This is a genomic window from Pseudomonas sp. S2_B10 (assembly GCF_054668425.1).
The window spans coordinates 335706-355361 of sequence record NZ_CP162768.1 but is presented as its reverse complement, the minus strand read 5'-3'; the positions used below and the strand labels follow the sequence as shown (position 1 = coordinate 355361).

The 19656-nt window shown below is 58.3% G+C and carries 20 protein-coding genes; 13 read left to right on the top strand and 7 right to left on the bottom strand.

Annotated features, from left to right (window positions below; translation table 11 throughout):
• Nucleotides 1-89 precede the first annotated feature (89 nt).
• Nucleotides 90-383: a putative quinol monooxygenase gene (locus AB4O45_RS01490; RefSeq protein WP_016774982.1), complete on the bottom strand. Its 294-nt coding sequence runs from the start codon at nucleotides 381-383 to the stop codon at nucleotides 90-92.
• 123 nt (nucleotides 384-506) lie between these two features.
• Nucleotides 507-1940: a MocR-like pyridoxine biosynthesis transcription factor PdxR gene (gene pdxR / locus AB4O45_RS01485; RefSeq protein WP_460160983.1), complete on the bottom strand. Its 1434-nt coding sequence runs from the start codon at nucleotides 1938-1940 to the stop codon at nucleotides 507-509.
• Between the two features lie 444 nt (nucleotides 1941-2384).
• On the opposite strand from pdxR, the gene AB4O45_RS01480 reads away from it, so the two are divergent.
• Entirely contained in the window at nucleotides 2385-2825 is a 441-nt protein-coding gene (locus tag AB4O45_RS01480; protein ID WP_095180179.1) for a carboxymuconolactone decarboxylase family protein, read from the top strand.
• A gap of 130 nt (nucleotides 2826-2955) precedes the next feature.
• On the opposite strand, the gene AB4O45_RS01475 is transcribed toward AB4O45_RS01480, so the two are convergent.
• Nucleotides 2956-3258, bottom strand: coding sequence for a hypothetical protein (locus tag AB4O45_RS01475; RefSeq protein WP_041480100.1), 303 nt, complete (start codon nucleotides 3256-3258; stop codon nucleotides 2956-2958).
• 150 nt (nucleotides 3259-3408) lie between these two features.
• On the opposite strand from AB4O45_RS01475, the gene AB4O45_RS01470 reads away from it, so the two are divergent.
• The 3 genes from AB4O45_RS01470 to AB4O45_RS01460 are packed head-to-tail and all read left to right on the top strand — an operon-like array spanning nucleotide 3409 to nucleotide 5650.
• Nucleotides 3409-4131 (top strand): secretin and TonB N-terminal domain-containing protein, encoded by a 723-nt coding sequence (locus AB4O45_RS01470; RefSeq protein WP_460161530.1) that lies wholly within the window; start codon nucleotides 3409-3411, stop codon nucleotides 4129-4131.
• Nucleotides 4128-4679 carry an RNA polymerase sigma factor gene (locus AB4O45_RS01465; protein WP_256810106.1) on the top strand — a complete coding sequence of 184 codons (552 nt, stop codon included), beginning with the start codon at nucleotides 4128-4130 and terminating at the stop codon, nucleotides 4677-4679. Before AB4O45_RS01470 ends, AB4O45_RS01465 begins: the two co-directional genes overlap by 4 nt.
• Before the next feature lie 32 nt (nucleotides 4680-4711).
• Nucleotides 4712-5650 (top strand): FecR family protein, encoded by a 939-nt coding sequence (locus tag AB4O45_RS01460; RefSeq protein ID WP_460160982.1) that lies wholly within the window; start codon nucleotides 4712-4714, stop codon nucleotides 5648-5650.
• A gap of 607 nt (nucleotides 5651-6257) precedes the next feature.
• Here AB4O45_RS01460 and AB4O45_RS01455 read toward each other — a convergent pair.
• Both AB4O45_RS01455 and AB4O45_RS01450 read right to left on the bottom strand, forming a co-directional pair.
• Nucleotides 6258-6866, bottom strand: coding sequence for a prepilin-type N-terminal cleavage/methylation domain-containing protein (locus tag AB4O45_RS01455; RefSeq protein ID WP_460160981.1), 609 nt, complete (start codon nucleotides 6864-6866; stop codon nucleotides 6258-6260).
• Complete coding sequence (locus tag AB4O45_RS01450) at nucleotides 6863-7309, bottom strand: GspH/FimT family pseudopilin (protein ID WP_339101463.1); 447 nt, start codon at nucleotides 7307-7309, stop codon at nucleotides 6863-6865. The genes AB4O45_RS01455 and AB4O45_RS01450 overlap by 4 nt, the downstream gene beginning before the upstream one ends.
• 120 nt (nucleotides 7310-7429) lie before the next feature.
• Between AB4O45_RS01450 and AB4O45_RS01445 the strand changes: the two genes are divergently transcribed.
• The 3 genes from AB4O45_RS01445 (at nucleotide 7430) to AB4O45_RS01435 (ending at nucleotide 10115) form a co-directional block, all read left to right on the top strand.
• Nucleotides 7430-7867, top strand: a complete 438-nt coding sequence (locus AB4O45_RS01445; protein WP_460160980.1) for a type II secretion system protein N — start codon at nucleotides 7430-7432, stop codon at nucleotides 7865-7867.
• A gap of 298 nt (nucleotides 7868-8165) precedes the next feature.
• Nucleotides 8166-8555 carry an AAA family ATPase gene (locus AB4O45_RS01440; protein ID WP_460160979.1) on the top strand — a complete coding sequence of 130 codons (390 nt, stop codon included), beginning with the start codon at nucleotides 8166-8168 and terminating at the stop codon, nucleotides 8553-8555.
• 27 nt (nucleotides 8556-8582) lie between these two features.
• Nucleotides 8583-10115 carry an ATP-dependent nuclease gene (locus AB4O45_RS01435; RefSeq protein ID WP_460160978.1) on the top strand — a complete coding sequence of 511 codons (1533 nt, stop codon included), beginning with the start codon at nucleotides 8583-8585 and terminating at the stop codon, nucleotides 10113-10115.
• A gap of 78 nt (nucleotides 10116-10193) precedes the next feature.
• Here the strand turns inward: AB4O45_RS01435 and AB4O45_RS01430 are convergent, their stop codons facing one another.
• Nucleotides 10194-11546, bottom strand: coding sequence for a DUF5677 domain-containing protein (locus AB4O45_RS01430; RefSeq protein WP_460160977.1), 1353 nt, complete (start codon nucleotides 11544-11546; stop codon nucleotides 10194-10196).
• 544 nt (nucleotides 11547-12090) lie between these two features.
• Between AB4O45_RS01430 and AB4O45_RS01425 the strand changes: the two genes are divergently transcribed.
• Nucleotides 12091-12450 carry a DUF6124 family protein gene (locus AB4O45_RS01425; RefSeq protein WP_460160976.1) on the top strand — a complete coding sequence of 120 codons (360 nt, stop codon included), beginning with the start codon at nucleotides 12091-12093 and terminating at the stop codon, nucleotides 12448-12450.
• A gap of 366 nt (nucleotides 12451-12816) precedes the next feature.
• On the opposite strand, the gene gspI is transcribed toward AB4O45_RS01425, so the two are convergent.
• A complete protein-coding gene (gene gspI / locus AB4O45_RS01420) occupies nucleotides 12817-13203 on the bottom strand; it encodes a type II secretion system minor pseudopilin GspI (RefSeq protein ID WP_460160975.1) in 387 nt (128 codons plus the stop codon).
• Between the two features lie 148 nt (nucleotides 13204-13351).
• Here gspI and gspG point away from each other — a divergent pair, with 148 nt between their 5' ends.
• The 5 genes from gspG to gspD are packed head-to-tail and all read left to right on the top strand — an operon-like array spanning nucleotide 13352 to nucleotide 18815.
• Nucleotides 13352-13810 (top strand): type II secretion system major pseudopilin GspG, encoded by a 459-nt coding sequence (gene gspG / locus AB4O45_RS01415; protein WP_042606813.1) that lies wholly within the window; start codon nucleotides 13352-13354, stop codon nucleotides 13808-13810.
• A gap of 47 nt (nucleotides 13811-13857) precedes the next feature.
• Nucleotides 13858-14778, top strand: a complete 921-nt coding sequence (gene gspK, locus AB4O45_RS01410) for a type II secretion system minor pseudopilin GspK (RefSeq protein ID WP_460160974.1) — start codon at nucleotides 13858-13860, stop codon at nucleotides 14776-14778.
• Entirely contained in the window at nucleotides 14775-15896 is a 1122-nt protein-coding gene (gene gspL / locus AB4O45_RS01405) for a type II secretion system protein GspL (RefSeq protein ID WP_460160973.1), read from the top strand. The genes gspK and gspL overlap by 4 nt, the downstream gene beginning before the upstream one ends.
• The gene (gspM, locus tag AB4O45_RS01400; protein ID WP_460160972.1) at nucleotides 15889-16437 is read left to right on the top strand and encodes a type II secretion system protein GspM; all 549 of its coding nucleotides are present in this window, start codon (nucleotides 15889-15891) and stop codon (nucleotides 16435-16437) included. Before gspL ends, gspM begins: the two co-directional genes overlap by 8 nt.
• On the top strand, nucleotides 16434-18815 hold the full coding sequence (gene gspD / locus AB4O45_RS01395; RefSeq protein WP_460160971.1) for a type II secretion system secretin GspD: 2382 nt from the start codon (nucleotides 16434-16436) through the stop codon (nucleotides 18813-18815). The genes gspM and gspD overlap by 4 nt, the downstream gene beginning before the upstream one ends.
• Nucleotides 18816-19656 lie beyond the last annotated feature (841 nt).

The window sequence follows — 19656 nt, the reverse complement described above, 5'->3', positions numbered from 1 at the left end:
TGTGGCGCAAATCGCCTTCGCGAGCAGGCTCGCTCCCACAGTTGACCGCATGTCAATGTGGGAGCGAGCCTGCTCGCGAACGGGGCATATCAGACGATAGGGAAGCTGTTGAAATCGACGCTATTGGCCAGGCGGCTATCGATCAGGTCGATAAACCCCTGTGCCTCGGGCCGGTTGAAATGCGCCTGCATCGCCGCTTCCGACTGCCAGCGCGCGCTGACCGTCCAGCGGTGGCTGTCCTCGGGGCAGCGGTCGACCAGGTAGGAATCGCAGCCCGGAGTTTCGCGCAGGGTGTCGACGATCTTCTGCAATTGCTTGCCGAGCTCTTCCGAGCGGCCCGCAACCGCCTTGACCTCAACCGTGTTGATCACTTCGTTGGACATTGCTCACACTCCTGAATCAGGCCGGACGAATCCTGCTCACTGAGGGATAACGCCTGTGCAGAATAGGCCTGCCGCCGTGAATCACCAATAACCAATCGGCGGTAAAAGCCTTATACCAACGGCTCATGACAGCTGTTCGAGGATGTCGCGCAGGCGATCGAGGGCGATGTCGATGTCGAGGGTTTCGATGGCGCCGAAACCGAAGTAAAGGCCTTCTTTCGCCGGCTGCTGGTAGTAGAAACCACTGATCGCATACAGGCCGACCTCAACCTTTTTCGCCAGCTCGATGACCAACGGCAAATCGATAGGCACCTTGCAGAACACCGCCATGTGAAACCCGGCGCTGGCCGGCACGGCTTGCAGCCATGGCGCCAGATCCGTCGCCATGCGCTCCAGGATGCGTTCGCGGCGTTGCGCGTAGATCGTGTGGCAGCGGCGGATGTGCTTGAGCAGGCAACCCTCGGCGATGAACTTGGCCAGCGCCCATTGCGGCAGAGTCGAGGCGTGCAGATCGGTGAGCTGTTTGGCGCGGATCACTGCCTCGATGATCGACGGCGGCAAGATCGCGTAGCCCAGGCGCAACTCCGGCAGCAGGGTTTTCGAGAAGGTGCCGACGTAGGCGACGATACCGCGCTGATCGAGGTTGTACAGCGAATCGGTGGGCCGGCCCTCGTAGCGGAATTCGCTGTCGTAGTCGTCCTCGATGATGATCGCGCCGAGCTCGTGGGCACGGGCAAGCAGGGCCTCGCGGCGCGCCTGACTCATCGCCATGCCCAGCGGAAACTGATGCGATGGCGTCACATAGATGAGCCGGGTGCCATCGGGAATGTGCTCGACCTGAATGCCCTCGGCATCCACCGGCACCCCGACCACCTCCGCGCCATGCGTGCCGAACAACAAGCGCGCGGGCGGATAGCCGGGGTCTTCCATGGCCACCAGACTGCCGGGACGGGTCAATACGCGGGCAATCAGGTCCAGCGCCTGCTGCGCGCCGTTGCATACGACGATGTCCTCGTCCTGACAGTTGATGCCACGGGAAAACGCGATGTGCCGAGCGATCGCATTGCGCAGCGCCGGCAAGCCTTCGGCGACGCTGTAGAAACCTTTCGACTGCGCCATCTGCCGCATCGCGTGGGCGACGCAGCGGCGCCAGTCGTCGTGGGGGAACTGGCCTTTGCTGGTGGCGCCGCCGATGAAGTCGTAGCGCAGCGAACCTTGCAGCGTCGGGTGACGGAGGAACACCGGCAGATTGCGCCAGCTCTCGATCACCTCGGCACTGGCCAGCTCGGTGTGGCTCTGCTGGCGCTGCACCTGTGCCGGGCGGGCGTTGACGTAGGTGCCTTTGCCGATCACGCCGGTGAGGAAGTTTTCGTAGGTCAGCTGCGCATAAGTGTCGGAAATGGTCTTGCGCGAAATGCCCAATTGCTCGGCCAGCAAGCGGCTCGGCGGTAACTGCGTACCCGCCGCCAACCGCCCGGATTCAATCGCCGCGCGCAGCTGCTGATACAACTGACCGGCAAGATCCTTGCGGCCGTTGATCACGACATGAAGTTCCATACCGACGAGGCTCCCGGGTGTTGAGTGAAGTGTCGGTCAGATTAGCGTTGTTGGGCTTTTGGCAGTAGTTGCGTGGAGTAAAAACCGCAAATTGGCGCAAGTCCCTGTGGGAGCGAGCCTGCTCGCGAAGGCGGTGTGTCATTGAACAGATTCGTTGTCTGACACTCCGCTATCGCTGGCAAGCCAGCTCCCACAGTTTTTGCGGCGTGCACAAATCTTGTGAACGACGTTAAACCTTGTGGGAGCTGGCTTGCCAGCGATGGCGGTGGCGCAGTGGATGAATATTTGTCTGGGAAACCGCTTTCGCGAGCAGGCTCGCTCCCACAGGTATTGCGTTTGGCCGAGGTTCATTGGTGTAGCCGGAATTCATGGAATTGGGGCTGTAACACAGCCTGCACAGCCCTTACCGTGAAACTCATCATTCCGCCTGCCGAGAGCCGCGCCATGTCCCTGCGTCTGGATTACTACAACGCTTCGCCCAAGGCGATGAAAGCGATGATTGCCATGGAGGCGCTGACCGCCAACTTGAGCATCGAAGCGCCGCTGCTGCAATTGATCCGGATCCGCGCTTCGCAACTCAACGGCTGCGCATTCTGCACCGATATGCACTCGGTGGACGCGCGACGAGCCGGGGAGAGTGATCGGCGCCTCTATGCGGTCGCGGTGTGGCGCGACAGCAACTTCTTCAATCCCCGCGAACGGGCGGCGCTGGCCTGGGCCGAGGCAGTGACGCTGTTGGCCGAAAGCCACGTGCCGGATGACGTCTACCAGCAAGCGCGCGAGCAATTCGATGAAGGCGAACTGGTGGACCTGACGGTTGCAGTCAGCACCATCAACAGCTGGAATCGTTTGGCTGTCAGCTTCCGTCAGACCCCGAGTGACTGAAAGCACCCATCCCTGTCTGATCGTTCCCACGCTCCGCGTGGGAATGCAGCCCGGGACGCTCTGCGTCCCATTGGAACGCGGAGCGTCCCTTGAGGCACTCCCACGCAGAGCGTGGGAACGATCAACCTGCCTAATTCGCCGGCCGCTGCGGTTTCACCGAGGTGCCAAACGTATTCCCCATCCGCGTACTGGTCGCCGCCGGTGTCGCCAGCCCGACCTGATTCGGCGCGCGCTTGTGCACCGGCACATTCAACGCTTCCATATTCTTCTGCGCCGCCGCCGCGCCGTCGGGATTGTTGCCCATCTGCTGGCTCAGGCAATCGTAATTCGGCGCCTTGTAACCGCCGACCGTGACCTCGACACAGCCCAGCGGCTCTTCCGCCTGCGCCGCGCCCACTGTCATCAGCAAGACCCACATCCACCGCGTTTTCATGTCCGCCTCCTGGCCCGCCCGAATGGGCCGCTCTGGGGTTTGAGTCTAGTGCAAGCGCGGCGCAAAACCCGTGATGGTTTTTTTGCACCGCCCGTCATACCAGAGTCATAAATGCCCCGCAGGATAGCGATTTTCAGGGGTGCGCCAGTCGTGCAGCGAGGCAGTTCGCGGATCAGTCTTCAGCGCTCGGCGACGCTTGTGCGCCGCGCGGGTCTGGGGTGGCTGCTCGGTCTGCTGGCCAACGCGGCCAATGCTGATCCGGCAGCGGCGGATATGCGCCTGACCTTGCACATCCCGGCTCAGGAGCTGGCCCGGGCGCTGGATCAGTACAGCCGCGCCACGGGCGTCGCCGTGCTGGTCGATAGCCAGTTGAGCCGGGGCCGCCGCTCCCTCGCTGTGGATGGCGAATACACCGCCGCCGATGCCTTGCGCCATTTGCTCGGCGGCACCGGGTTGATGGCGCGTTACGCCCGGGCCGATGCGTTCACTCTACAAGCGGCGCAGGTGGAAGATCTGCCGGTGCCGACGGACAAACCCACGCCGGCCGTTGTCGCGGTCAACCGCAGTTACGCGACGGCGGTGCAAGCGGCGATCGAGCGCAAGCTGTGTCGTTCGCCGCTGACCCGCCCGGGCAGTTATCGCGCGGTGTTGCAGGTGTGGGTCGGGCGCGACGGCGTGGTGCAGCACAACCGGTTGGTCACTTCGACCGGCGATGTACGGCGCGATAAAGCGCTGGTGGAAAGTTTTCGCAACCTCACAATCGATCGGCCGACGCCCAGCGCCTTGCGCCAGCCGGTCACGTTGCTGTTGTTACCGGAGTCGTCAGGGAAGCGCATGGAATGCACGAGATGGGAAGGAGTTTCCGGGGGATGAAAGACGCCGGACAAAGCGTGATGGGCCAGCTGTTCCTCAGCTCCTACGAGGATTTTCGCGTGCGCCTGCGCCGCCGCCTCGGTTCCGAGGACCTGGCCAATGACGTGCTGCACGAAACCTGGCTGCGGGTCGATCGCATGGAGACCCCGCCAAACCTGCTCAAGCCCAACGCCTACCTGTATCGCATGGCCCTGAACATCGCCGCCGACCGCCGTCAGGCCGATGCGCGCCTGCTCACCGGCACCGAAGTCGAGGAACTGCTGCAACTGGGCGACGAAGCCCTCGACCCGGAGCGGGTGGTCGGTGGGCAAAAGGAGATGCAGGCCCTGCTTAGCGCCTTGTACGAACTGCCCGCACGGCGTCGGCGGATCTTCATCGCCGCGCGGCTGGAAGAGGCGCCACACCTGGAAATCTCCCAGCGTTTCGGCATTTCCACGCGCATGGTCGAGAAGGAAATCAAAGCCGCGCTGGGCTTCTGCGCAGCAAAACTGGAAAGAAAAGTGTTTCAGCGGTTCGGTCGCGGGGCCGGAAAACCGTCTAGCGAATAGTGACCCGATTAATCCGTTGAGAATTTGCGCGTTTGAACATCTTTCGACTGAAACCCGCCGAGCCTTCGGCCACCGAGTTGCTGCACAGCGAAGCCCGCGACTGGCTGATCCTGCTGACCTCGGGCCGCGCCACCGTCGCCGACGCTCGCGCCCTGCGCGAATGGTGCGCGCAGAGCGGCGAACATGCCCAGGCGTTCGAAGAAGCCAAGCGGCTGTGGCATCACCTGCAACCGGCCGCCGAAGCGTTGCAGGGCCGACGCGGCTTCGGTCGACGGGCATTTCTCGGCGGCGCGATTGCCGCATCCGCCGCATTCCTGCTGGTGCGCGGCACCATTCCCGGCGGCTTCGAAGGACTGGGCGCCGACTACATCACCGAAGTCGGCCAGCAGCGCCGGGTCGAACCGGCGCAAGGCGTCAGCCTCGAACTCAACACCCAGACCCGCATCAACCAGCGCAGCGTCGAAAACGGCGTGCAGGGCTTCGAACTGGTGAGCGGCGAAGTCGAAGTGCAAACCGCACGCCTGCCACTGGCGATGCAGGCCGGAGCAGGGTGGTTGCGCGCCAGCCAGGCGCGCTTCAACCTGCGTAACACCGACCAGCAAGTCTGCGTGACCTGCCTCGACGGCGCGGTCGACGTCGCTATCGACGGCCGCAACCTGCGTCTCGAAGCGGGCCAGCAAATCACCTACGACACACGACAAATCGGCAACGTCCAAACCGTCGACACCGCCGCCGTGATGAACTGGCGCCAACAAGTGCTGGTGTTCAACGGCGCGACCCTCAGCCAGATGATCGACGAAATCAACCGCTACCGCCCCGGCATGCTCCTGCTGCTCAACCGCGAACTCGGCCAACGCCGCGTCCAGGCCCGCTTCAACCTCGACCAACTCGCCGGCGTCGCCTTGCTGATCCGCGACGCCTACGGCGTCAAATGTACCGAACTCCCCGGCGGCGTGGTCGTTCTCAGCTAGCGCCAAAAAGGCTTGCTCCAACGTTCGGCCCACTCGCTAAAGCTCGGGGTTCCTTCGTTCCGATGTCGCCCGTGGATCAAGATCAAAAGCAGGCGAGCTGACACTCGGCCTATCGGATGGTGAAAGCGTAGGTGTTCGGCTTTTGATTTGCGTTGTCGCTACCCCTCACCCCAGCCCTCTCCCGAGGGAGAGGGGGTCGATTTGGGGGCTTTTCAGAATCTGCATTCGGCCCGGTATCTCAAGTCGGCGTACTTCGCCTGTACAACTCGGTCAGTCCCCTCTCCCTCTGGGAGAGGGCTAGGGTGAGGGGCTCTTGATGTGGCTTTTGATCTATTGGCCCTTCCCCCCGGTGCCTTCTGTGGGAGCGAGCCCGCTCGCGAAAGCAGTTTCCCGGCAGACCAATATCCAACGATTGCACTCAATCCCTGTGGGAGCTGGCTTGCCAGCGATAACGGCCTAACAGCCAACCAAGCTAAAGCTGACTGCCGCTAATTCAATTGTGGGAGCGAGCCTGCTCGCGAAAGCGGTCTACCAGCAACAACAATATTGACTGACCCACCGCAATCGCGAGCGGGCTCACTCCTACAAAAAACTGCGGTGACCCCAGCTATTGCAACAACCCAATCACCTGCCGATACCGCTCAACCCCCTGCGCCGTCTGCCGACTCAGACTAATCTCCAACCCCAACGGATCCTCCCGCCGATTGTCACTCAACTGCCGCCAGCCTTTATCGATCTCCCAAACCCGCACCTGCACATCACTCACCTCACTCAACACCGCAACCCCATTCCCAGGCGCCGGCAACGGATAGCGACTGCGCGCCTCAGCCACCGCCCGATACAACGTATCCCCCTTGACCCACCACCGAACTCGCTGCAACGCCCCCGGCTGATCCGCCGCGCTACGAATAATGTCCAGCCGAAACCCCTTACTATCACTGCTGCGCACCGTCACCGCTGGCGGCGCAGTCGGCACCTCATCCTCAGCCCCGATCTTGCGCGGCTCGCTCAACTCCACCCCCGCGCGCATGTCCACATCCCGCTGCAACTGATTCAACACCCGCAACAACCCATCGCTCTGCTCACTGCTGGCCTGCAAATGACTGTCCGCCCGCGTCACGCTGTCCAGCCCGCGCCAGGCAATCAGACTCACCACCGCCATCAGCAGAATCGCGACCATCACCTCAATCAGAGTGAACCCTTGCTGAGTCTTCATTGAATACTGATCCGCCCACTGCCATCGCGCAGCACACTCAGCCGATTGGCCCCATCCGACAAAATCAGCCGCAACGGCGGATTGATCCACTCGGCATTCAGCACCACCGTCTGTCGAGGTTCCACCCGCACCTCGACCTTTGGGCTCTGCCACGCACGCGGGCGCAACTGCGCATCCTCCTTGAACGACTCAAATCCCACGCCATCATTCCCACGCCGCCCAAACCGAAACCCCTTGGCATCCGCCACCCACACAATCGGCCGCCCATCGGCGCGAGCCTCCGCCTGCGCCACCTGCAACAACTGCGCAACCCGCTCGGCATCCTTGCGCAACAACTGCAACGGATCAGGCCTGATACTCAAACTGATCGCCGCACTGGCAATCCCGATGATCACCAGCACTACCATCAACTCGATCAACGTAAAACCCTGCTGCCTGCTCATCACCCACGCGCTCCTTGGCGTCCCACCCCATCGTGCCCGGCCAACATGTAAGGCATGTGAAATAAAACGGAGAGAATTGCCGCGTAGGCTGGCAACAGGGACAACAAGGAGCGACAACCCATGAAATTCACCGCACGGATTACCCCGGCACAAACCGTCCAGGCCCTGGCACTGCTCGCCGCCCTGGTGGGCGTCGCGACGTGGTCGTCGCTGCTGCTGACCTCGGCGGAATCCCACACCCCCGCAGCCACCCCGCAAGTGCTCGCGGCGAGGAGTGATAGCCCGGCGTTGCAGTGGTTCTCCAATGAGACCGCGCCGGTGGATATCAAGGTGAGTGGAGTGATCGCGGGCGGGAGTGGGACGGTGGCGATATTGAGTTTGAATGATGGAGCGCCGAGAAGTTTTTTGGTGGGGGAGAAGGTTGGGGTTGGGGCGAGGTTGGTGGGGGTTGAGGGGGATGGGGTGGTGATTGAGCGGGGTGGGGAGAGGGTAAGGTTGGGGGTTGAGAGGTTGGGGGAGGGGGTGGTTTTGCCGAGGTTGGTGAGGCCCGAATTTTAGAGTGGGGAATAGGGACAACCCCGAGGTTTTGGCGTTTGCTTTTACCCAAAAACCAAGAACTGTGTTTGTCCGCTATCGGCCAATAGCTGCCGTATAAGGCAGCCCCCTCTCGGCCAAAAGTGGTGACTCATCAAAAGCTGATTTTGGCGAGTGTGGGTTGCCGCGCGTCGCATTGGGTTGAAACCGACCATGATTTTCTTAGCTAGGGGCGAGCAATATTCCATACAAGCTTTTGTAAAATGCTTTAGTAAGGCAATCTGCTAGCATGCTGGTACGGCGCATTTACAAGGAGAAGCATGTGATCGTAGGCCTGTTGTTGAGAAATTATAAAACATACCAAAATATAAATTACATTCCTCTTTCTAACGGCAGTATGTTTTCAGCTATAGTTGGCGAAAATGGCTCAGGTAAAAGTTCTGTTCTAGAAGCCCTTGATAGTTTCTTTAACTCAACAGAATGGAATTTAAATCACAGCTTAACGAAAGGATACCCTGAAAGGGAACCCTATATCTGTCCTATTTTCCTTATAAATAAAGGTTCATTTGACTTTGAAATCGAGGAGCATGAGGACTTTCTTGAAAAAATAAATGAAATGGTTTGGTCTTCAACACCGCAGGAGTTTAACTCATCCTCAAAGCCTGTCAGCGAATTCTGCTTCAATAGAGATGCGTTACTGAATGCCGGTTAAGGCGCCAATAGTCATTACCTTATACCTTTGGGGCTGATAAAAACAGCTGCGGGCGCAGCGCCCGGCTCGTATTTTTCCATATTTGAATCTCTGGAAGAATTTGGTGATCTAAAAAAGCAACCTCACTGGCAAAGTTTTGAAGAGGGATTGTTTTACTATGTGCAAACAGCATACCAATACATATACGTTCCATCCGAGATCAATTTTAAAGAATATACAAAAATAGAAAGCAAAACAGTCCAGGCACTGTTAGGGACGAAAATTGAGGAGATAGTCAGAAATATAGTAAAAAAAGCGACAGTCACTGATATCAACCAAAAGCTCAATGCCTTCCTGGCGGATATCTCCAATACACTCGAGAACTACGAATACAAAAAACCTGCTAAGAAACAGAATCTATTCAACCAATCGCACTTAACAGAAAAAATCATCGAAGCTTTTTTTGATAGTAAAATCTTAACAAAAACCGTGGGAAAGGATAGTGTTCCAGTAAACAATCTGAGCTCTGGAGAGAAAAGACAAGCTCTGATCGATATCGCAAGAGCGTTTCTTTTAGAGACTCAAGCAACCCGGGCACATCATGTTATATTTGCTATAGATGAGCCCGAACTATCCCTACATGTTTCCGCGTGTTTTGAACAGTTCGAAAAATTGAAAGACATTTCGCAGGCTCGGGTTCAGACTATTGTTACCACTCATTGGTATGGATTCATGCCAATCGTATCTGATGGTGTCGCAATTTATTGCCCTAAACTCGAAAGCGAACTAATAATGATTGACTTGCGATGTTTCAGGGAGGACATTGCAAAGCTTAGAAAGACGACGCAAGGAAAGCTTCCTTCGGATATAGAACTTAAGGGATTAAACGATCTTGTTCAGTCAATGATAGCTTCTATTACTGGCAATGATTATAGATGGATAGTTTGCGAGGGCTCGGCAGATAAAATTTATCTCGATTTTTATTTATCCAGAAAAAAATTGTTTATTTTGCCTGTTGGGGGTTCGAAGCACGTTAAGAAAATATTCAAATATCTCGAGATGGCTCTTGATGAACATCGAGACGACATTAAGGGTAAGGTTTTTCTATTACTAGACACCGACAAGGCGTTTGAAAAATACGATGCCAGCGAATCGATAAAGCAAATTCAAATTAAGCGCATACATAATGACATTGATGAAAGCAAAACAATGCTGAAATCAACAACCAATACTGAGTACCATCCTCCTACGGTTATTGAGGATACACTAATACCAAGTGATTTTATAAACACACTTAGAACTTTCGAAGATGATCCTGATTTCGGAGAGTATGTTGGCCCTTTGCTGGAGGCGATGAATCATGACCATGACGACTGGCCTGCAGCGTTAGCGTTCGATTTGAGGACGACTGAGCAACGCAACATGGAAGAGTTATTCAACTTGCCTAGATTCAAAGTTAAATTTGCGCTCAAATATGCTGAGACTGCAAATGTGCTGGATGTTCCTCCGTGGATGAATGAGGTAACGGAATTTTTGTTCCCTGTTGTTAGAAAGTCTCGCACAAGTAAATCAAAAGGTTAACTTGTCGAATACATACGAGCAAAGAATCTACAGGTTTGTCTTTTGACTTAGAAATACAAACCTGTCAACTTTTCAATCTCATTTTTTCTTGCCTTTTTTGGCGGCTATGAAGGACTTTCGCGACTGCTGAAGTTGAAATTTTGTTCGAGGAGTAACGCGAGAAACTTTCTTTTTTGAGTTCTTGATGTGGCTATTCACGCTCGACGAGAAATCCTGAATAACCATATTCATAATTAAAAGATCCACGTTCTCTGTTTCTACGCAGAGTTCCGCAATCAATGTAGATAGAGATCCTGCTACGTAACCTATAGCTACCTCGCATCCGAATGCAGGTGAAACGTCGCCGCTATACTCAATATCCATACCCAAGCTAATTCTCGTTAGGGCTGCTAACGCGCCTCCGTGAGTTGCGCTATTAGCATGCTGATAGCCTTGTCTCAATATTCCCATTTCAACAAGATCTTCAAGTTCTCGCAACGTGATTTTTGCACGACCTAGTTCTACCGCTGCCCACCCCAAGTCCTTCGCAAAAGATGAGCCAAATATTTTTAACAGTTGCGACTTCTGTTTTTGTAGTGAAGTCAGATACTCTTGATCCGCTTTATTTCTAGTCCTGTCGGTTTGTTCACCACTGCCTGATTCAACCAGCCGCAACTCGTCAATAATGCTATGTGCTAAGTACATTTGTGCACACTTGTCAGGGTGTTTACTCAAGAAAATTGCAATGATAGAAATTTCGTGAATTGTTCGCCATCTCGCTAATGCACCATCAGCATACCCAGCTTGGGCCAGCGCTATTACTTCACCAGCCACGCTATACAATCTTAAAGTTAGTCTATTCAATGCGAGTGCAGTGTTCGGGTTAGCGTATGCTCCACTCTTAATTCCAAACGCAGCCGTGCCCCACTCCACCACTAAATGTCTTAGCATATTTAATTGATCTATGGCTTTCTTCCAATGCCGCTCCACCGTGCTAACACGAAGTTCCTGTATTTTGTTAAGATGTTTAGTGTGCTCGATAGCTTGTGTTAGTAGTTCTGCCCCGACTAAGTCCGCCATTTTTTCCAATGTAGTTTGTAAAGCCTGTGGTAAAGCTTCCGTGATCTCATTGCTGACCTCCTTAAGTGTGTATTTTAGATCTTCAATAATAGATGTGACCGTGGCCTGAATATCTTCACTCGTATTGCCAAATGAGCACGGCACATCTAGATCCATACTAATCCTGCTACGTTCGGCATTAATAATTGCATTAATTAACGCTTTCACATCTGATTCATCGCAGTCCAAGCCCAGCCTTTCAACTGACCTAGACATAGCCAGCGGTAAAATACTTTCAGGGGCTACGGTTTGCTCTATCGCCTTATCAAATTCATTCTGCATTCCAGACGGCTTTCTCACTGTCGATTTCCATTTCAAATTAGAAAACTTCATGTCCCCCTCGCAAAAAGCAGATAGGGCTAGTCACCCTTCATGATGACGACAATGCCAGCAAAGAGTCCACATCTAGCGAAAATCAACGTCCCATATTGGCCGAAAGCTGCCGTTCTCGAGGGTAAAGGTCAGCTTGACAGGCCGATACGGGACGCATCTATCCCACCCAACGTGGCGCAATTGCGCCTGATAAACACAAATGTTTAAAAAGACCTCTCCAGTCACGCTCCCAGGCTACATATCCTTGCGCCTTTGCCTACAGCTACGCCAGAATCCGCCGGCTTGTGCGCCTTGGGGGTGGGTTCTATTGTGGTGCGGTCGCTGACGAATCAGCGATCGGATTTGACCGTCCGCCCAATATCAAGGCGCGCCAGCGTTCTGCACCTGTTCAGGCATTGTCTGAATTTCTGTTGCGGTGGCTGTGCGTGGGACACCTTCGGGTGTGCCGGATCCCTTGATGTCCGGTCGGTCAACCCGCGTACAGCTGCCACCCTGTTTGTTTGACCGCGAACGGTGGCGGCTCCAGTCATCAAGGAGCTTCACCATGATCAAACCAACACCCAATCCACCCGAAATCGATCCCACGTCTCCCTACGAATCCCTAGATTCCAACAAGCTCCACGAAGCCGCTGACCGCGCACTCGATCATTACCTGTCTCCAAATAATCTCCTGCCTCCGCCGCGTAAGGCGCGTTGGATGTATGCGGTGACGGCGGATACCAAGAATGAAGAACTGCTGGCTGATGCGAGTGAAACGCTTGCTTCGGCCAAGACGATTGCTCAGGACATTTCCAGTCTGTTGCCGGCGCCGCAGCGGCGGGCGTTGTTGGGGGTTGCTCAACTGATCATGCTGGGGGAGCTGGCGGTGAATCGGGTGATGGATAATTTGGAGGTGGCGGGGTGATGTCGTTGGCCTTGTTCCGGCGCTGGGCCTTGGGATTTTAGGTGCGGCAGAAAAGCCCCTCACCCCAGCCCTCTCCCGGAGGGAGAGGGAGCCGACCGAGGTGTCTTGCGTTGTGCATCGACCTGGACGAGCGTGTTGATTATGGATTTTTGATGCTTATGCACCGCGGCAGAAGAGCCCCTCACCCCAGCCCTCTCCCGGAGGGAGAGGGGGCCGACCGAGGTGTTTTGCGTTATACATCGACCTGGAAGACCTTAGCGACTATGGCTTTGCTGGGCTTCAGCAATGCTGGATTCAGAGCGATACGTTCAGGTCGGCGTATCTCTGGAACATCCCCGTATCGGTTCCCTCTCCCTCGGGAGAGGGCTAGGGTGAGGGGCTTCCTGGCCGTGGCAACAGGGTCTCCAGTCTGGCCAACGGCGGGGCGTCTTGGTTGCGGTCGAATACTTGGATTCCAACCTTGAGCAGTCGTCCATTCTCTGCGCTGGCAATCATCTGTTCACAGCGCAACATAAGCCGTCCTTGATCACATTCAACAGCCTTCATCCCATTCGGCAATCGACCTTCCAGCCTTAGCTCAGCCATCCGGCTCTGCGCGGCAATCATCGCCACCGACCGATCCCTTAAAACCCCACTGCTCTGCGTCATCAACCCTGCCACACGCACGGCGGCGGACATGGCGACGGCGATGATCGACAGTGCCACCAGCACTTCAATCAGGGTGAAACCTTCCTCTCGCGTTCGCGCGCGCATACATGGCCTAAAAGTAAAACCCAGCCCTCGACGCTAACCCCCGTCCTTGACGGCTTGACGACGGAAACACCCGAGGATTTTCAACATCCCTGACATATCTTCTTGCAACACTGCGCGTCGAATTCGGATCAAGCCAGGGAATGTCGAGATGGATATCGCACCTTTGAAAACGCTCAGTCAGTCGCCGCGCATGCCGCGGAGCCAGCAGGGTTTTACCTTGATCGAGATCATGGTGGTGGTGGTGATTCTGGGGATTCTGGCGGCGATGGTGGTGCCCAAGGTGCTCGACCGGCCGGATCAGGCGCGGGCGACGGCGGCGAAGCAGGATATTGGCGGGTTGATGCAGGCGTTGAAGTTGTATCGCCTCGATCACGGCACGTATCCGAGCATGAATCAGGGGCTGAAGGTGTTGGTCGAGCGGCCGGCGGATGCGAAGAACAGCAACTGGCGTTCGTACCTGGAGCGTTTGCCGAATGACCCGTGGGGCCGGCCTTATCAGTACCTCAACCCGGGCGCGAATGGTGAGGTCGATATCTTTTCCCTCGGCGCCGATGGCCAGCCTGACGGCGATGGCGTGAATGCCGATATCGGTTCCTGGCAGTTGTAAGGCCGGCCGTGAACACAGGTTCGCTCAACGGGGCGAAGCAACGGGGCATGGCGATTATCAGCGCGTTGTTGATTGCCGCCGTGGTGGCGGTGATTGCGGCGGGGATGTTAACGCGTCAGAGCGTAGCGACCCGGGCGCTGGGGGCCGATCAGCAGCGGGTGCAGGGGCGTTGGGTGGCGCAGGGTGGTCTGGAGATCAGCCGGCAGTTGCTCTGGGATGCGCGCCTGCGTGATCCGTTGACCCGGCGTGATCAGCCTTGGGCGCAGCCGTTGCTGGCGGCGGGTTTTGCCGGGCGGCTGGAGGACGAGCAGGGCAAGTTCAACCTGCGCAATCTGGTCGCCAATGAGCGAATCGATGAGGCGCAGGTGCAGGCGTTCGAGCGGTTGTGCGAGTTGATCGGTGTGAGCGCCGTTGTCGGCCAGCGCATCCGCCAACGGGTGATTGCCGGTTACCCGCATCTGCTGAATGCGCAGATTGGTGCGACGGGCAAAGCAGGTTTCGACAGTGGCCGCGCGACTTCGCCCGATGCCGATCACAAACCGCCACCGCCGAAGGTGCCGATGCTGCGCACACTCGATGACTTGCGCAGCGTCGAAGGCGTGACCGATGCGCTGATCGGCCAACTGGCGCTGTACGTGACGGTGATTCCGGCGACGACGTGGATCAACGGCAACACCGCGACGGCGCAGGTGCTGGCGGCGTATGTGCCGGGGCTTTCGCTGGAGCGGGCGACGGCGTTGATTGCCGAGCGTGACGCCGGGCGCTGGTTTATCAATCGCGGCGATTTCGTGAACCGCTTGCGCATGCCGCAGCTGGAAATGAGCAGCGTCAAGGTCGGTATCACCAGTGACTGGTTTCGTTTGCGCGGTGAGGCGCGGCGGGATCAGCGTCGGGTCAGCCTTGATGCTTTGTTGCATCGCAGCGAGGATCGGCTGCCGCAGGTGATCTGGTCGCGGGTGGGCGCATGAGCCAGTTGCGCGTCGCGTTGCCGCCGCTGGCGGAGCTGGAGTTGCACAGCGAAGTGAGCTGCGCCTGGCTGGATCGTCAGGGGCAGGTCAGTCGTGAGGAACGGCTCACTTTGAGTCAGTTGGGGCAACGGCCGAAGCAACCACCGCTGCTGTGTTTTCTGCATCCGGCCGACAGCCTGCTCGCCAGCATTGATCTGCCGCCGCTGCCCGCGAACAAAACGGCGGCCGCTGTGCAGTGCGCGGCGCAGGCGCTGATGCTCGGTGACAGCAGCCAAATGCATATCGGCCACAGCCCTCGTGATGCGAGTGGGCAGGTGCAGATTGCCTGGGTCTCGCGGCAGCATTTGCAGCGTCTGGCTGCGGTGCTCAAGCAGGCGGGGTTGACGCTGCGCGGTTTGTATCCGGCGCCGTACAGCCTGCCAGTGCTGCCGGGGGTTGTCGCTTGTGTGGCGGACGGGCATTTGCTCCGGCGCGAGAGTTTGAACAGTGCGCAGGTTGAGCCGTTGCTCGGTGACGAAGTTGATGAGGCATCGTTCGCAGCTGACGCGACACAACGCTGGATCGGTCCTTTGCCCGGTTGGGGGTTGCACGGCGGCCTGCAGCAAACCGGCGGCGAGCACCGTGGCTGGGGTCGTGCTGTCGGGTGTCTAACTTTGGCGGCGGCCGTTTGGGTGATTGGCCTGAATCTTTATGCCGCCCGCGAAGCGCGGCAGGGCCAGCAGCTCAAGGCGCAGATGAGTCAGCGGGTGAAGCAGGCCTTCCCCGAATTGCCGGTGATTCTCAACCCGCTGCAACAGGCGCGTCAGCAACTCGAGCAGCGGCAAAAAGGCGCGGTCGATGACCCGGCGCAAAATTTCAATCGACTGGTGTTGCAGGCCGGCACTGGCATGCCGTTCATGGCTGGCAGTGTCGAGCGTCTGACCTATCGCGACGGCGTCTTGCAGTTGGCGCTGCTCAGCGATGCAAACCGTGGCGGCAACGACAAGGACTGGCAAAGCACCTTGGCCCAGGCCGGCATCAGCGTCACTGCCGATGACGCAGGCTGGACGCTGCGCCCGAGCGATGAGTCCAGCGCCAACACCAACGCAGACGACGATAGCGGAGCAGACGATGAGTAGGGCGACGCTGGCGATTTACCGTGCGCGCTGGCAGCGCTTCAGCAGTCAGTTGCAGGCGCGTTGGCAGCCGTTGGCGCTGCGTGAGAAACGCATGGTCGCCGGCATGGCGCTGGTGCTTGTCGGTCTGCTGATCTGGCTGACGCTGGTCAAACCGCCATTGGCCAGGATCACTTTCTGGCAGAGCGAAACGCCCAAGTTGCGCGCGCAAACCGAGGCGCTGGAAGTGCTGTTGCGCAGCGTCAACGTGCGGCCGCAGGGACAAAGCGTTGGCCAGTCGCTGGAGCAAAGTCTGCAAGCGGCGGGGCTGGCCGGGCATTACCAATTACACGCGGCGGAGGGTGGCGCGTGGCAGCTGAATGTCGACGCCGCGCCGGCCGATGCGCTGCTCGACTGGCTGCTCAGCCAGCCATCACAACTTTCTCTGCAGGTGGTCGAGGCGCAGTTGCAACGCGCAAACGAAACCTCGACCGATGTCACCGCCGGCACTTTGTCAGGCACCGTTCGCATGGATCAGGCGCAGGGCGCTAAGGAAGCTTCATGAAGGAGTCACGCTGCAAACCGGCACGTCTGGCGCTGCCGTTGTTGCTGATGGCATTGAGCGCGTGCAACAGCACCACGGCGCCGCAGAATCAGCCGCCGCTATTGGTCGACAGTGAACTCGGGCGGCCGCTGGCCAACACCCAGCGCAGCGGCGATGCGGTGGCCGATCGCGAACGGGCGCAGGCTCAGGCGCGGCCGGTGCCCAAGCAGTTGCACAACATCAGTCAGCGCGGGCGCAGTGCTGGTGTTGCGCCGAGCAATGCGGTTGCGCGTAATCCCTTGGGCGAGCAACCGGTGACGCTGAATTTTGTCGAGGCGGATATTCAGGCGGTGGTACGGGCGCTGTCGCGGGCCACCGGGCAGCAGTTTCTCGTCGATCCACGGGTCAAGGGCAATCTGACGTTGGTCTCGGAAGGTCAGGTGCCGGCCCGTCAGGCCTATGACATGTTGCTCGCGGCGTTGCGCATGCAAGGCTTCAGCGTGGTCGATGTCGGCGGCGTGGCGCAGGTGGTTCCCGAGGCCGACGCCAAACTTCTCGGCGGGCCGATCTACAGCGCCGACAAACCGGCCGGCAACGGCATGCTCACGCGCACGTTTCGCCTGCAATACGAAAACGCGGTGAACCTGATCCCGGTGCTGCGCCCGATCGTTTCGCCGAACAATCCGATCAACGCCTACCCGGGCAACAACACCGTGGTCATCACCGATTACGCCGAGAACCTCACCCGCGTCGCGCAGTTGATCGAGAGCATCGACACGCCGAGCGCGATCGACACCGATGTGGTGCAGATCCAGAACGGCATTGCCGCCGATATCGCGCCGATGGTGGCCGACTTGCTCGACGCGCCGGGCAATGATCCGACGCAGAAAATCGCCGTGATCGGCGACCCGCGCTCCAACACCATCATCATCCGCGCCGGCAGCCCCGAGCGTACCGAGCTGGCGCGCAACCTGATCTACAAACTCGACAACGCGCAGAGCAATCCGAGCAATCTGCACGTGGTTTATCTGCGCAACGCCCAAGCGGCGAAACTGGCGCAGGCGCTGCGCGGTTTGCTCACCGGCGAAAGTGATAGCGGCAGCAGCGACGCGGCGCGGTCGGTGCTCAGCGCGATGGGCAGCAGCACCGGCGGCAATGCCGGGCAGAACGGCCAGAGCAGCACGCCGAGCACTGGCACTTCAACGACGACTGGCAGCGGCGCAACCGGCGGTAGCTATGCGCAGGGCAGTGGCGGCGGCAGCAGCAGTGGCGGTACGCAGAGCAGCGAACAGAACGTTGCTTTCAGCGCTGGCGGTGTGACGATTCAGGCTGACGCCACCACCAACACACTGCTGATTTCCGCGCCGGAACCGCTGTATCGCAACCTGCGTGAGGTTATCGATCTGCTCGACCAGCGCCGTGCGCAAGTGGTGATCGAGAGCCTGATCGTCGAGGTTGGCGAGGACGATGCTAGCGAATTCGGTGTGCAATGGCAGACCGGCAATCTTGGCGGCAAGGGCGTGATCGGTGGCGCCAATCTGGGTGGCGCGGGTCTCAATACGGGAGCGAAGAACAGCATCGACGTACTGCCGCAGGGTTTGAACCTCGGCTACGTCAACGGCACCGTCGACATTCCCGGCATCGGCAAGATTCTCGACCTGAAAGTGCTGGCCCGAGCGTTGAAGAGCAAGGGCGGCACCAACGTGCTGTCGACACCGAACCTGCTGACCCTGGACAACGAAGCGGCGAGCATTTTTGTCGGCCAGACCATCCCGTTTGTCAGCGGCAGCTACGTCACCGGCGGCGGGGGCACCAGCAACAACCCGTTCCAGACCGTGACCCGCGAAGAGGTCGGCCTCAAGCTCAACGTGCGCCCGCAGATTTCCGAGGGCGGCACGGTGAAGCTGGATATCTATCAGGAAGTCAGCAGCATCGATGAGCGCGCGTCCAACAGCGTGACCGCGGCGGGCATCGTCACCAACAAACGGGCGATCGACACCAGCATTCTGCTCGACGATGGGCAGATCATGGTCCTCGGCGGATTGCTTCAGGACGGCTACAGCCAGAGCAATGATGCGGTGCCGTGGCTGGGCAGCCTACCGGGCATCGGCGCGCTGTTTCGCAACGAACGCCGGGCGATCACCAAGACCAACCTCATGGTGTTCCTGCGCCCGTACATCATCCGCGACAGCGAAGCGGGGCGCAGCATCACCCTCAACCGCTACGACTTCATGCGCCGCGCCCAGGGCGGCTTGCAACCGGAACGCAGCTGGGCGATGCCCGACATGCAGGCGCCGCAATTGCCAAGCGCTGCGCAAGGCGTGCCGGCGCCGGGGCCGACATCAGGCCCACGGGCCACGATCAAAGCCGTACCGATTGAAGGGAGCACCCGGTTTTGACTGAGATGATGAATGTGGCGAGGGGATTCATCCCCGCTCGGCTGCGCAGCAGTCGTAAAACCGGTACACGCGATTTGCCTGTAGAAACTGGTTTTCAAGTTTTGGGCCTGCTGCGCAGCCCAACGGGGATAAATCCCCTCGCCACAGGGGGGCTCATTGCCACAGAGGATCGCATTGTCACTGAGGATTCCATTGCCACGGTACCGATCGAAGGGAGCACCCGGTTTTGACTGGAATGATGACGGTGGCGAGGGGATTTATCCCCGCTCGGCTGCGCAGCAGTCGTAAACCGGGCACATGCGATTTGCCTGGAGAAACCGGTTCTCAGGTTTTGGGTCTGCTTCGCAGCCCAACGGGGATAAATCCCCTCGCCACAGAGGTTCCCATTGCCAGAGGGGATCTCATTGCCACTGAGGATCGCATTGCCTCAGAGGCTCCCATTGCCACGGTACCGATTGAAGGGAGCACCCGGTTTTGACTGAGATGATGACTGTGGCGAGGGGATTCATCCCCGCTCGGCTGCGCAGCAGTCGTAAACCGGGCACATGCGATTTGCCTGGAGAAACCGGTTCTCAAGTTTTGGGTCTGCTTCGCAGCCCAACGGGGATAAATCCCCTCGCCACAGAGGATGTCATTGCCACTGAGGATCCCATTGCCCCAGAGGATCCCATTGCCACGGTACCGATTGAAGGGAGCTCCCGGTTTTGACTGAGATGATGACTGTGGCGAGGGGATTTATCCCCGCTCGGCTGCGCAGCAGTCGTAAAACCGGTACACGCGATTTGCCTGGAGAAACTGGTTCTCAGGTTTTGGGTCTGCTTCGCAGCCCAACGGGGATAAA

What these genes read in the sequence shown, in the direction of transcription:
- gspG (WP_042606813.1), top strand. Translation starts at nt 13,352, where the DNA reads ATGGATATCGCACCTTTGAAAACGCTCAGTCAGTCGCCGCGCATGCCG.
- gspI (WP_460160975.1), bottom strand. Translation starts at nt 13,203, where the DNA reads ATGCGCGCGCGAACGCGAGAGGAAGGTTTCACCCTGATTGAAGTGCTG.
- gspK (WP_460160974.1), top strand. Translation starts at nt 13,858, where the DNA reads ATGGCGATTATCAGCGCGTTGTTGATTGCCGCCGTGGTGGCGGTGATT.
- AB4O45_RS01450 (WP_339101463.1), bottom strand. Translation starts at nt 7,309, where the DNA reads ATGAGCAGGCAGCAGGGTTTTACGTTGATCGAGTTGATGGTAGTGCTG.
- pdxR (WP_460160983.1), bottom strand. Translation starts at nt 1,940, where the DNA reads ATGGAACTTCATGTCGTGATCAACGGCCGCAAGGATCTTGCCGGTCAG.
- AB4O45_RS01465 (WP_256810106.1), top strand. Translation starts at nt 4,128, where the DNA reads ATGAAAGACGCCGGACAAAGCGTGATGGGCCAGCTGTTCCTCAGCTCC.
- gspD (WP_460160971.1), top strand. Translation starts at nt 16,434, where the DNA reads ATGAAGGAGTCACGCTGCAAACCGGCACGTCTGGCGCTGCCGTTGTTG.
- AB4O45_RS01455 (WP_460160981.1), bottom strand. Translation starts at nt 6,866, where the DNA reads ATGAAGACTCAGCAAGGGTTCACTCTGATTGAGGTGATGGTCGCGATT.
- gspM (WP_460160972.1), top strand. Translation starts at nt 15,889, where the DNA reads ATGAGTAGGGCGACGCTGGCGATTTACCGTGCGCGCTGGCAGCGCTTC.
- AB4O45_RS01475 (WP_041480100.1), bottom strand. Translation starts at nt 3,258, where the DNA reads ATGAAAACGCGGTGGATGTGGGTCTTGCTGATGACAGTGGGCGCGGCG.
- AB4O45_RS01425 (WP_460160976.1), top strand. Translation starts at nt 12,091, where the DNA reads ATGATCAAACCAACACCCAATCCACCCGAAATCGATCCCACGTCTCCC.
- AB4O45_RS01430 (WP_460160977.1), bottom strand. Translation starts at nt 11,546, where the DNA reads ATGAAGTTTTCTAATTTGAAATGGAAATCGACAGTGAGAAAGCCGTCT.
- gspL (WP_460160973.1), top strand. Translation starts at nt 14,775, where the DNA reads ATGAGCCAGTTGCGCGTCGCGTTGCCGCCGCTGGCGGAGCTGGAGTTG.
- AB4O45_RS01480 (WP_095180179.1), top strand. Translation starts at nt 2,385, where the DNA reads ATGTCCCTGCGTCTGGATTACTACAACGCTTCGCCCAAGGCGATGAAA.
- AB4O45_RS01490 (WP_016774982.1), bottom strand. Translation starts at nt 383, where the DNA reads ATGTCCAACGAAGTGATCAACACGGTTGAGGTCAAGGCGGTTGCGGGC.
- AB4O45_RS01445 (WP_460160980.1), top strand. Translation starts at nt 7,430, where the DNA reads ATGAAATTCACCGCACGGATTACCCCGGCACAAACCGTCCAGGCCCTG.